This is a genomic window from Mesotoga sp. Brook.08.105.5.1, assembly GCF_002752635.1.
Taxonomy (GTDB): Bacteria; Thermotogota; Thermotogae; order Petrotogales; family Kosmotogaceae; genus Mesotoga.
The window spans coordinates 87,348-100,292 of the sequence record NZ_AYTW01000028.1 but is presented as its reverse complement, the minus strand read 5'-3'; the positions used below and the strand labels follow the sequence as shown (position 1 = coordinate 100,292).

The following is a 12,945-nucleotide window of genomic DNA, read 5'->3' as shown; positions in this document are numbered from 1 at the left end:
CACAATCTTTTTTACATACTCTCAAGATCTCTGGACTTCTCTTCTCTTCGCTCTTCCGACCTCTTGCCTCTGACCTCAGGCTCTTCCCAACCAAAGGACGGGTCCATGATCAGGGACGAAGACTAAGGACGACTCTTCACAGCGTTCAGCGTTATATTGTAAGCAGCTCTTTCCCCGCTAAGCGGGCCTTGCGTCCCCGGATGCTTCTCCGGGCCTTGCGACCTAGCGTGATCTTCGCCAGCCTTGCGTCCGCCGATGTTCTTCGGCGCCTTGCGCCTGATCTTGAAGTGGTTTTCATCCCCGCGAAGCGGGCCTTGCGTCCCCGGATGCTTCTCCGGGCCTTGCGACCTGGCGTGATCTTCGCCAGCCTTGCGTCCGCCGATGTTCTTCGGCGCCTTGCGCCCGCCGATGCTCCTCGGCGCCTTGCGTCCACTGATGCTCCTCAGTGCAATGCGTCGCACCGAAGGTGGCATCACTTCCTGCCGAAGGCAGCCTTACGTCAAATGTTTTATTCCAGCCTCACCTCCTCATACACTCTCGGAATGTTTTTAGCCAATAACTAACTCTACCAGTTCCTTCCCGTCGAAAACTCTAATCAAGTGATTATTCGTGTCGGCTATGTACAACAGCCCGTTATAGTATTTGACATCGTTTGGCTCGAAAAGACCGAGAGTAGAGCACTTTTCTCCATCCAGGGTGCAGGTTCCCTCTCCCAGATTCTTGATCATCGTCTCAACACGCCTGATTCCCAGATCGATCTTTCTTATTGCGTGATTATAGGTGTCGGCAACGTACAGAAATCTATCATTACCGTAAATACCCAGCGGGTGCTGGAACAGAGCCCTTTGAAGAATCCCGTCGATATGACCGAATGAAAAGAGTCCGCTTCCTGCAACGGTGTGCACTTTTTCCGCTTCGAGATCTACATACCTTATCCCCGAAACCTCCGAATCGGCAACGTAAAGACTCTTTCCATCCAGGTAGATTCCACTGGGCTGAGCGAAATTCGCATCCTTTAGCGACCCGTCTTCAATGTTCTCGGCTCCGCTCCCTGCAAATGAACGAATTGAGTTCTCCTTCAAATCCAGCCTCCAGATCTGATGCATTCCGGCCATAGCGATATAGAGGTACCTTCCGTCTGACTGCAGATCCCATGGGGAGTTAAGCCGCGCCTTAGATGCTTCGCCGCTGTACTGCCAGCTGAATCCCTGAAAACCGTCGCCCGAGATCGTCCTTAATTTTCTTTCTCTCAAATCGGCTTTTCTGATTGCATGGTTCTCTGTATCGGCTATGAAGAGTACACCATCTGAATAGACCATGCCCTGAGGCCTGTTTAGTCGCGCCTCTTCGAAAGTTCCGTCTGCAAAGCCGCTACTTTGGCCTCCGATCTGATCGGTAACCTTTGCTTCAAAAGGAGAGGCAAGCTCCGTCACGAGTATTCGATCGTTGTTCGAATCGCTAATAAACATCGTTCTTGAATCCCCAAAAGCAATCTTCCCGGGAAATGAAAGAGTCGAATTTCTCTTGGATACATTCGGCGTAACCGGAATCCTCTCGTTGCTTAGAATCCCTCTCCTCATACCATCCTCGAGAGCTTTGGAAATCTCATTTGAGAGGTAATCTCGCTTGCCCTCGCCCGAGGTCTTTGACAAAATCTTTCCGTCAGGTCCTATCAGGACGTAGGACGGCCACGCGCGAACCACATACCTGTCCCAAAGGTAATACTCGTTGTCGATAAGAACGGGATGTTCTATTTCATAGCGCTCGACAGCGGCTCTGATATTCCTCTCTTCACGTTCATTCTCAAACTTCGCGGAGTGGACGCCGATAACGAGAAAAGGACTGTCATTGTACTTCTCTTCCAGCCACTTGAGGTCCGGGATCACATGAATGCAGTTTATGCAGCAGTAAGTCCAGAAATCAAACAGCACGACATACCCTTTGAGATCCTCTAGAGTCAAGGGTCGCTCTACATTTATCCACCTACCGGAAGACGGAAATTCGACTGCTTTTCCATACAAATCAATCACCTCTTTCCAGCTTTGACTGAGAATCGCAATAATTGGATCACATCGAGATTCTTCCAGCCTCGAACTCACTTGAAAAGTGCATAACATGTAGGAGAAAGGTAAGCACAGCAGGCGGTGTTCTATGCATTAGATAGGATTGCGCTGTTTCATTGCTTCTTGTGAGAGTTATTCTCTTATGAGATCCGAAAACGTCTCGAGGGTTCGGACTCTCGCCCTCTCTCCTCATCTCGTGCCCTTAACCAGGAACCTGGACGCGTAGCGTCGGAACGAGGAACTGCTCTTCTGTTCCCCAAGGACGGGTCCACGATCTTGGATGAGTATCGAAGGACGGGTTTCAAAGAACCGCCAGTCTGCTTGCGCAGGGCCGGGTGGACCCCAAACCCCAGACCCGCTGCTCTTTTCGGAGAACGTTTACTGACGCTCTTCCTGTCAAAAATTGATTCACCGAAGAACAAAGAACTGTCCCGGGTGTAAAGAAAAAGTATGGTACAATCTTGAAATTCAAACTTGACAAGTTGGGCTGCAGATGAAATCGAGGATTTTCAAGGGTAAGAGTCTTTTCTACGGATGGATCATAGTTGCAGCGGCAGCACTCGGAGCTTTCTTTTCAGGGCCTGGGCAGACTTATTCTGTTTCGATATTCATAAATTCTTATATCAACGGATTTGGCTGGAGCCGTTCGCTTGTGTCGGGCTATTATTCCATTGCCACCCTCATTGCCGGATTCACGCTTCCCCTGGTCGGAAAAGCCGTTGACAAGTTCGGTCACAGGAAAATGTTTGCAGTCATTCCGACTCTGCTGGGATTGACCTGCTTGTGGATGAGTATCGTCAGTCATCCCATTATGCTCATTGTTGGCTTTTTCTTCCTGCGACTTCTCGGTCAGGGTTCGATGAGTTTACTGCCTTCAACGCTTGTTGCCCAATGGTTTTCCCGCCACCGCGGAAAGGCGTTGAGCATTATGGGGATTGGAGGTGTTGCGTCTTTCGCTTTTTTCCCACCGGCAAACAACTGGCTGATCCAGAATTTTGGTGCAGAGACAGGATGGCGTGTTTGGTCACTGGCATTGTTCTTGCTTATGCTACCAGTTGGCTGGTTTTTAGTAAGGGACAAACCGGAAGATATGGGCGAAACACCTGACGGGAAAACGTCAAAAGAGACTAAAGAAAAGAAGAAAAAGGACACCCCCAAAAGGATCGTCTTTAAGGATAATCCATGGATGTTAGGACAAGCCATGAAGACGAGAGCTTATTGGTTCATGATTTACTGTACGAGCGTTCCGGCCATGATCAATACCGGGGTTACATTTCACATGGTTTCGATCATGCAGACAAAAGGCTTTACACCCACTTTTGCCGCTCTCATCCTGAGTGTTATCGCGATGGTACAGTTTCCGATGACTTTTATAGCAGGATTCATGGTGGACAGATTCAAGATCCATATCATCAAAGCTATCGGTTACCTTGTTTATGCAGCCAACCTCTTGATTCTTCTTCTGGGCACGAGTCAGCAGATCCTTCTTGTCTATGCCGCTTTGCACGGCGTTTTTATGGCCTTTGAATCAGTCAGTACCAATGTACTATGGCCCAATTATTTCGGCAGGAAGTATCAGGGAACAATCAGGGGTACTGCTATGACGGCAATGGTCATCGGTTCCTCTTTGGGACCATTACCATTTGGGTTTGCTTACGATTATTTTTCCGGCTACTCGGAGATTCTTTTTATCATGATGATTTTCTCTTTGACAGCAAGCATTCCAGCTTTCTTTTCTCCGCCTCCGATTTATAGTCATGATGGGAACGGTTCTTCGTGACTGACTGGCAAGGACGAATAGAGACTCCTTTTTTCCGTATTTCTTTCCGTACTTACAATAATCATTCCAATACCCATCGCCGGCCCGGAAGATGCGTTTGTGAGAGCGAGACTAGAGGATTGAGAAAAAATAAACGGGGTCAGACTCCGATTTTCCAGAAAAAATAAACTGGGTCAGACTCCGATTTTCCCATTAAGAGGAGAAATCGTAGACAGAAATCTGTGAGGGTTTTCTTCAGGACAGAAACGAAAAGTTAAGCGGAGCCCTTTGCCTGCTCCGCCCACGGGGATTCCCCCATGAGAGCGTCCATGATCTGGGACGAAGTACGAAGGACGGCTCCTGACGATTCTTACCAGACCCTAGACCCCAAACCCCAGACCGGCTCTTCGTCTCGCCTTCTCTCCTCATCTCGTGTTCTTCTCGGCGGCGACCCAGACCGGGCGTGCCTTGTTCATGATTGATGGTAAGATTGTGAGTGGAGTGCGTCTTCGCGGAAGTGAGATTTGAAGAGACCATAGGGGAAATGTGGAAAGTAGGAACTTGATAAATCCGCGGAGCAGGCGTCTGAAGGTCTTTAATTAGGTGGCAATGCTTCCACTATGCGAGATGATAATGTGTTGGGCTTCCTCAAAAAGATCAGAGAATCGGTTTCGATAACAATACACAAGAAAATACTCTATTCGCTTTCTGTACTGCTTGCAGGAATTTTACTGGGAACAACTTCAAAGTTTCTCGATAAGACTGCCAGTAATTTATTGCCTCCGATCCTTGAGTTTCTGGATTTAAGGAATTTCTTCTCACGGATGGGGATTTGGATTTTCTTTGCCGTGTTGATTTCCGTATACAGCAGAACCCCCTTCAGGGCGGCTACAAATGTTTTTTTGTTTTTCGTCGGAATGGTGGGCAGCTATTATCTCTATACTGCATTTGTAGCCGGCTTCTTTCAGGAATCATATATGGTGATCTGGATTACGATGGCATTCATTTCACCATTTATGGCATTTGTATGCTGGTACGCGAGAGGAAATGGGATTATTCCAGTTATTATCTCGGCTATAATTTTCATGTTTATGACCAGACAGGCTCTTGCCTTTGGTTTCTGGTATCTCGATATCAGGAACGGCCTGGAGTTGATTTTATGGATTGGCACATTTTTTGTGCTTTATCAATCTCCCAGACAAATGGCTAAGGTTTTCACAATCGGAGTATTGGCGTTTTTTCTCACTGCACCCCTTAATCTATTCTGGGGAATGCTTTAGTCTTTATTTGCTCTGACTGTTTATTTTGAAAGGATAAGATACGCCAAGAAATCTGCGTTGCTAGTGACGCAGTGCAAAATGACTACACTCCCTCAAATGAGCTGATTTCGCTATCAGATATGATACATTCGTCTGATATCTAGTTGCTTTGCTCTTAAACCGACAGGGTTCACTCAAATTACGTGAAGTCATCTGCTTCGCGGAGGCTTGATGGGGGTGTTTTTATGCGCAAGGCTCTAATCACTACTTTTGCTGTCGTGTTGCTGCTTCTGATTCTTCCTGGCTGTCTTCCGAAACTGCCTAAAGATCTGAAAGCGGCGATAGAAATCGTCAAAGCCATTCTTCCCGGTGAGATTCCTCAAGGCTCAGAGTATATCTGCTCGTTCTACTCTAAGAAGCTGGTCTTGGGTACAACGATCGATCTCGAAAACCCCAGTGCCATAGTCGACGGAGCAATAGGTGCAACTAGCGCGACGAACAACAAGATAGTAGTAACCGAACCCTCTTACCTCTTTCTTCTTGATCTTGATCCCGGCTCGTTCTTCGCCCATCCCGTCAAGGCGATTGTCGTGGGGGATAGCGGACAATACAGGATCATCCCAGGGAAATGGCTGCCCAGGGTAGATGAAGTCGTTCCGGATGAGCTGAAATTGCCCTTTCCAAAAAAAGAAAGACTTATTGATTGGAACGTTGTTCTGAAAGAACCTTCCGGTATCTTGAAGAATCCGGTGATCGACAAGATAATCCCAGACTGGGGTGAGGGAGAGGCGATCATTGTCGTTCAGGGTTTGCTGTCTTCGGAACCTTTGTACGAGGATTCAGTTCAGACATATATGCAGTTCTTGAATCTGGCCAAGGCATACAGGGATGCCATGCCTGAAGGAACGGTTGAAGTTCAGGGGGTCTTCGGCGAGGATGCGGCGAATACTTTGACCAGCATCAACTCGTATGCCCTGAAAAAAGAGATAGTGACTGTTTACATTATTGCGCATGGTGACACCGACGCGGTAAAACTCGGAGGAGTCTGGCACTTCGCATGGCAGTTCAGCACAGTCTTCACCAGCTACCCGTTGACTGAGTTCAACTTCCTTCTCGGTTCTTGCCATTCCGGAAGCTTTGTAGATGATCTGAATACCATAGATAACATGAGAACCGTACTTACCGCATGTAGAGAGCAAGAAGGCGCTTCCAGCGATATGGACCAACGGTACTCGCTGGTCTCCCCTTACGAGCTGATGAATGATTTCAACTCAACAGATGTAGGGAGCGAATGGACAAGCTCAATCGTAGAAGGCGCCATCGGTATTCTCAATGATTCGACACAATTCACCTTGGTAAGAGCCGACTCCGTGATCTACAATGTCCCGGTAATAAGCATGCTATTCTGCAAAGCGCATCTGGCGGCGCTTGGAAACTGGACTCCCTATTATACTGATAACCTGGATCTATCGAACAGGATAGGCAAGTCGGTTCCGCAGAAGTACTGCTCCTGGGAATGAATGCAAAAACTAGGCTAGAGGTTGTTCTGAGATAGGAAGAGAAAAGGATCAGTTGCAAAAACATTTGGGGAGGCCCAGGAGTGATAAATCGGGTCGGAGTGATAAATCGGGTCAGACTCCGATTTTCCCATTAAGAGGAGAAATCGTAGACATAAATCTGTGAGGGTTTTCTTCAGGACAGAAACGAAAAGTTAAGCGGAGCCCTTTGCCTGCTCCGCCCACGGGGGCATCCCCATGAGAGCGTCCATGATCTGGGACGAAGTACGAAGGACGGCTCCTGACGATTCTTACCAGACCCAAAACCCCAGACCGGCTCTTCGTCTCGCCCTCTCTCCTCATCTCGTGCCCTTAACCAGGCACCTGGACACGCACGATGTGTCGGAACGAAGAACCGGTATTTCTCGGTGGGGCGGAGGACCATTGACGGATTTCGGGCCTTTCAGCGAACAGATGCTCACTACGAAGCAAAGCTCTTAATCCCCGCTTGAGCGCTCAACCTGGATCTCATCTGTCTCGTGCTCTCTTATCATCTCGTGGTTTTTAATTAGGAACCCGGACACGATGTGTCTGATGAACCGCTCTTCTGCTCTTGATCTCAATCCCCGCTCGAGCGCTCAACCTGGATCTCATCTCATCTGTCTCGTGCTCTCTCATCATTTCGTGGTTTTTAATTAGGAACCCGGACACGATGTGTCTGATGAACCGCTCTTCTGCTCTTGATCTCAATCCCCGCTTGAGCGGGGGGGACCGCTTGCGGTGGGGAGTGTGCTCTTTGAAATGCCTCTCACACCCTTTGACCCCCCCTATCTCAACAAAATCGTCTTCATGCTGAAAGAATCAAGAATCGCGATAGTGACATCAAACTCCTCGTTACCGAATTCGCTCTCAACAAATGGAGACTGCAGCGTGATCTCAAGCAGCTGAGTGTCAGAAGGCTTCTCTGCCGGCAAGAAGTCAACGGAATTTTGAACTACGAGTCTCAACGGATCCTGGCCGGCGAAGAAATAATCGATGAACTCCTGTCGCTCTTCCTCGGTAATACCATAGGTGTAGGTCGCAATCTGCCCTGCCGAGGTGTCTACAGGAACCCAACCGTAATTCGGCAGGTAGAACTCGGCCCAAAAATGAGAACCCAGCTGTCCGGAGAAAACCTGAAAGCCTCCCGGCGCCCTTGCAGGTATTCCGATCGATCTGCAGAGGGCTGAAAAGATCATCGACTGAGTACCACAATCACCGTAACCGTGTTCGAAAGAGTAAAGGCTTTCCGGAATTCCGGCCGCCTCTATTGCAACGTGGGCCATAAAAGTGTATTTGATGTTTTGGACAACGTAGTAATATATCTCTTTTGCCTGAAGGTAAGGATTGGTCTCATCTCCAACAACGCTTCTGGCAAGCTCCTCGAATCTTTCATCGTAATAAATGCTTCCTTCAGACTTCGTGTATTCTCTGTAAAGCGAGCTTTCCCTGTCGTATTCGCCCACCTGATCGGGATCTATATCGAACTGCTGCTGATAGTGTGTGAAAGTAAATTGCACGGTTATGTCCAGATCCTCAACGAGATTCGAAAGATCGAACTCGAAGAGGACATAAGCTATATCGCCGGAAGTTCTGGGAAGGCCGACCACCGCTTCCTTCGGGGTCACCTCAAGTACAGAGATATTCTCTTGAGCCGCTGTCTGCAGAGGAAGGGGGAACCAGACTCTCAATGAACCTTTATCCGGCAAGAGGGATCTTTCAGTATTTACTTTATATTCCACAAGGTAATTCTTCGGGTTGAAATACGGGCTGTGAGCTGGCTTGAAGGAGGCGAAAGGCGTATTCTTTGATCCGTACTCTTCTAGAAGGTACCTGACCAGCAAGACGTTGCCCGCCGACCACTCTGGCTCTCGCTCGACAAGTTCGGGATCGCGGGTAAAGAGGTTATGCTCCAAGTCTATGTAATACATCTCTATACCGTCAACGATAGTTCTCTGTATGTCTCTTTCAACGATGAACTCTCTCACTTCTTCATCGATCTTGAGTTCCGGATAATGTTTCACAATGATCTCTTTAGCCTCTTCGAATGTCAGTGAGAATTCCAGGGCGCTTTTCAGTTCGTTCTGTCTTCTCAAATACTCGTCGGACCGTTGAAAGAAATCGCCGAAAGCAACCGTAGAAATGAGAACGATCACAAGAACCAGTTTCAATTTCATGGCTTACCGCCCTCTTTTCTGTTGCCTGATTGGACACAACAAGGCAAGTATATAATGATTGACTTTAGAAATTTAAACACTAATTGTAGTCTTATGATGTATTTTCGTCTTGCGATCTCAAGGGATGACCTTCGCAGTTTTCCCAGAAGTACGTATTTCAAGCGCTCAATTTCCAGTGGAGCAGTGAAGCTAACCGGCTAAAATCGATACAGGAGGGCTCAAGTATCTGTTCTCTAGCCCCATCTCAGATCTGGAAGTTGAGAAACAAGACGTTCTTCCAATGAAGAGGACTTCGGAGAATTGACTATAAGATCCATGAATAGGCCTTCTCAAAGGCAAGTAGTGGCAACAAGCCGACTTTCATTTTCATTTTTCTCTGTATTGGCTGATTTCAGAACTTCAACTGACAAATCTCATGCCAGTCGCGACGGTAGTGAGAGTCGGTCTACCCCGAAATGGAGCTACTGATAAAAGCGAAGTATTCCTTTCACGTTCGGTTCCCTTTGAACTGGCATCATACACTCTAAAGATAAGATCCTAAATAGCCATCACTTCTCCTACAATCTATTAGGAGACATCAGAACAAGCGCGGTTCTGTTTTCTATAAGCGGTTTCCAGCACCCATTGATTCGATAATTGAAGGTCCGTACGGAGGTTCGAGAAGGCAAGATCTCGACTGATCGGAAAAAGGACTTTTGGTACTGGCCTTTGGCGTGTTTGCCGGTTGATTTGCACTCGATCAGTTCTGCCTGTGATTTTAGATTGATTGTCTTGTTAACAGGAGGGAGAAACAAGACGAGTTTCTGCAATCGCGATATGCTCAATTTTCTTGCTTATGGTTTTGTCTGGTTGTTTTCTTGCAAGCTTTCCGAATATGATCGGAACGTGGAAGACCTCAGTCACGAAGGTTGAAGGAGGTTCTGTGACACCGATAGATCTAGTAGGCACTTCGCAGGAAGGGGCCGACTTCAGCGGAACGGCGGTAAGGCCGCTTTCAACCTACACGGGAACTATCGAGGGCGAAGTTACAAGGTTTGGCAAAATAGTAATGGAAGTGATTTTTTGCAGCTACAAAGATGGTGTTGTGTTTACCCTGAACATGAGCGGAACCGTATCTGGGGAGAATATGTCCGGCGCTGCGTCTGAGCTGTTGAATGGTTATCCCGTTGATTCGGATTATACTTGGCTTTCCGTCAGAGAATGAAGACGGATTTTTGCTAAAACGTCACATCCTGTCTGAAAAGCGCCGTCCTTCGTTGCCCGTCCAAGATCATGGATCCGCCTTTCGTCAAGACCTAAGCCCAGATCCTTACAAGCAGCATGTCAGATATTCTAAGGGGAGAGTATCATGCCCCGAAAACATGTTGTATCATCCAGTAACATCCCCGCGCGTCATCTCGTAGAGCCTTCCCTGAAAGCCTGCCCCAAAATGCTTTTGTTTGGGGCTCCTGTTCAGGGACCCTTTACGGGATATTGTCCTACATTATTGCTCTTTTTCAAATGATCAATATAGCGTAGAAGAAAATAAGCGTCGGAAAGATTCATGAATTACCTGGAAGACTTAAGTATATATAATACAAAATGCTGAGTCCTTTCAAAGAAATTAATCGGAAATCTAGAAAGAAAGAGAGATACGAAGATGATTTGCTATCAATATACTATATAGTATAATACTGTAAAGTATAACAAGTAGGTGATTATTGTGTTTGTTGGCAGAAAGAGGGAATTAGCCTATCTCGAGGAGAGATTCGAAAGGGGAAAACCGGAACTGCTTATTCTATACGGTAGAAGGAGAGTTGGAAAGACAGAACTCACAAAGGAATTCTTGAGGAAGAAGCGGGGGATCTATTACCTGGCGGAGAAACTGCCTGAGAATCTTCAACTGAAGAAGCTCTCCGAGAAGGTTATTGAATTCTTCGACGAAGACATAATAGCCGGATTCTCCAACTGGGAGATGCTGTTCAAGTACCTTGCCTCCAAGCACGATCGATACATACTCGTGATAGATGAGTTTCCTTACCTTATAGAAAGAGAACCGGGCATTATCTCGTCTTTTCAAAAGGGCTGGGACGAATACTTGTCAAACTCGAATGTCTTTCTCATTCTAACGGGTTCGAGCGTCTCCGTAATGGAGAACAGTGTCTTGAGCTATAAGAGCCCTCTATACGGCAGGCGAACTGGACAGCTTCTTCTAAACCAGTTTCCCTTCAATGAAATCGGCGAGTTCTTCGAGAAGAAATACGAATTTGACGATTTACTCAAGATATGGGGCACTCTTGGTGGAGTACCGTTCTATCTTGAGCAGTTTGACAGCGATCTTGACTACTACGGAAATGTCATGGAGAAGATATACAACCAGAACGAGGTGTTGTTTGCCGAAGCCGAGTTTCTTCTGAATGAGGAGCTCAGAGAACCGAGAAACTACTTCGCCATTTTGAGGGCAATTTCGCTCGGAAAGAGAAAACTGGGCGAGATAATAAACGAAACCGGTATCGACAAAAGTAGCATCATGAAATATATCTCCATTCTAAATCTTCTTGGCATAGTCGAGAAAGAAGTACCAGTGGGTGAAGATCCGCTTAAAAGCAAGAAGGGACTATACAGAATAGCAGACAACTTCTTCAGATTCTACTTCCGTTATGTTTTCTATTACAAAGATCTTATACTCACCGATCAGAGGGAAAGACTGTTGAGCATCCTGAAAGATACCGAAAACCAGTTCTTCTCGCTCACATATGAGGATTTCGCGCGCAGTGTTGTCATGTGGATTAGCGGAACGAATTACTTCGAAATCGGTCGCTGGTGGGATAGAAACGCTGAAATCGATCTGGTGGGCATGAACAGAGAAGAGAGACGAATATTATTGGGAGAAGTCAAGTGGAGTGAAAGGCCTGTCGGAACGGATGTTCTCGCTGCCCTGCGTAAAAGGGGAGATCTGCCGCTATGGGATGAATTCAAAGAGAAGGAGTACGCTATCTTCAGCAGATCTGGCTTCACCAAAGCTCTAATTGACGAGGCGAAATCCGATCGATCTCTCATTCTCCTTCACGGTGACCAAAGAGTAGTCTAAAGATCCTGTGATAATCACACCACTTTCGAAAAATCTGTCAGGAGGAAACCTCTTCGACAGTTTACTAATCTTCTGATGAGAGGAATAGGAATCGAGAAGCCAGTAACCTTCGGTGGCAAGTCAGGACTTCGTCGGAAAGCGAAAATATGGGTTGACGAGTTCAATTAGACCAGCTGTACGTTGAAAGTAAAGATCCCGCTGATCGCTGCTCAAAACAACGTTGTCCGTCAACGGACCACCGTCCACCGAGAAGACCGCGACCGTGACCTCATGGATCTCTGAATTACAATTCACCAATTGATTTCTCTCAAATTCAGAGCAATTACGAGGAAGTGTTAGTTAAACCCTAGTGTTCTTATATTATTCTCCAATAACCAAGGGTCAGACCGAGAGCAGCTGTACGCTGGAAGAGCGGTCCTCCGTCAGCCGTCCCAGAGCATGGACCCGTCCTATGATAAGATCAATCGAGAAAGTGAGTTGTCGAGACGTTCGCTTCGCTCACGAGAAGACGAGAACTCTCTCCTGTTTCTCGTACTTTCTCCTCATCTCGTTCTCTCGATGCTCTTCTTAGAAACAAACATCATCCGCCACTTTGTGGCCCTCCTCCCTTGAGGGACCTAAGATCATCATCCAAAGAGCTTCATAGGTCTTGAAGCTCTGCTCGGAGAACGGTGAACCGATAACGGACAACCATTTTCTTATTCAACTTGCAACATTGCACTTGCAACTGTTTCAAAGATCGAGATCCTGGCCTGGACCACGCCAGCTACTCTTGAAGTAAGAAAAGAGCGTCATCCCGATATGAAACTGATCGGGATCTCGATCTAGGAACCGCTGCACGCTGATGAAAAGAAACTCTTCCGTCAACAGTCTCCCGTCCTCCGGGAAGAGCCCGGGATTCCGCCTGAACCATTGATTCAGCATCTCGCTCCTGAAGAGCCGCTGCACACCAGAAGTTCCGCTGTACGCTGTAAAGAGTCGTCCTTACTCTTTCGTCCCAGATCATGGACCCGTCCTTGGGATTCATAAACGCTTTCTATGAGAGAAACAGGCAATGCATTTTGAATACTATGGTAACATTT

General features: G+C 47.2%; 7 protein-coding genes. 5 read left to right on the top strand and 2 right to left on the bottom strand.

From position 1 onward, the window contains the following. Window positions 1-548 precede the first annotated feature (548 nt). Window positions 549-2,021 (bottom strand): thioredoxin-like domain-containing protein, encoded by a 1,473-nt coding sequence (locus tag V512_RS10190; protein WP_099830364.1) that lies wholly within the window; start codon window positions 2,019-2,021, stop codon window positions 549-551. Window positions 2,022-2,556: 535 nt separating this feature from the next. Here V512_RS10190 and V512_RS10180 point away from each other — a divergent pair. The 3 genes from V512_RS10180 (at window position 2,557) to V512_RS10170 (ending at window position 6,601) form a co-directional block, all read left to right on the top strand. Next, on the top strand, window positions 2,557-3,843 hold the full coding sequence (locus V512_RS10180) for an MFS transporter (RefSeq protein WP_099830362.1): 1,287 nt from the start codon (window positions 2,557-2,559) through the stop codon (window positions 3,841-3,843). 599 nt (window positions 3,844-4,442) lie between these two features. Continuing rightward, window positions 4,443-5,102, top strand: a complete 660-nt coding sequence (locus V512_RS10175; protein ID WP_099830361.1) for a DUF6518 family protein — start codon at window positions 4,443-4,445, stop codon at window positions 5,100-5,102. A gap of 224 nt (window positions 5,103-5,326) precedes the next feature. Continuing rightward, window positions 5,327-6,601 (top strand): hypothetical protein, encoded by a 1,275-nt coding sequence (locus V512_RS10170; protein WP_099830360.1) that lies wholly within the window; start codon window positions 5,327-5,329, stop codon window positions 6,599-6,601. Window positions 6,602-7,404: 803 nt separating this feature from the next. Here V512_RS10170 and V512_RS10165 read toward each other — a convergent pair. Next, the gene (locus tag V512_RS10165) at window positions 7,405-8,793 is read right to left on the bottom strand and encodes a transglutaminase-like domain-containing protein (protein WP_099830359.1); all 1,389 of its coding nucleotides are present in this window, start codon (window positions 8,791-8,793) and stop codon (window positions 7,405-7,407) included. 922 nt (window positions 8,794-9,715) lie between these two features. On the opposite strand from V512_RS10165, the gene V512_RS10160 reads away from it, so the two are divergent. Then, the gene (locus V512_RS10160; protein WP_133117342.1) at window positions 9,716-9,997 is read left to right on the top strand and encodes a hypothetical protein; all 282 of its coding nucleotides are present in this window, start codon (window positions 9,716-9,718) and stop codon (window positions 9,995-9,997) included. A 498-nt stretch (window positions 9,998-10,495) separates the two neighbouring features. Continuing rightward, window positions 10,496-11,863, top strand: a complete 1,368-nt coding sequence (locus V512_RS10155) for an ATP-binding protein (RefSeq protein ID WP_099830357.1) — start codon at window positions 10,496-10,498, stop codon at window positions 11,861-11,863. The last annotated feature ends 1,082 nt before the right edge of the window (window positions 11,864-12,945 follow it).

Excerpts from the sequence above, each read along its gene's own strand:
- V512_RS10180 (WP_099830362.1), top strand. The coding sequence starts at position 2,557 with ATGAAATCGAGGATTTTCAAGGGTAAGAGTCTTTTCTACGGATGGATC.
- V512_RS10175 (WP_099830361.1), top strand. The coding sequence starts at position 4,443 with ATGCGAGATGATAATGTGTTGGGCTTCCTCAAAAAGATCAGAGAATCG.
- V512_RS10170 (WP_099830360.1), top strand. The coding sequence starts at position 5,327 with ATGCGCAAGGCTCTAATCACTACTTTTGCTGTCGTGTTGCTGCTTCTG.
- V512_RS10165 (WP_099830359.1), bottom strand. The coding sequence starts at position 8,793 with ATGAAATTGAAACTGGTTCTTGTGATCGTTCTCATTTCTACGGTTGCT.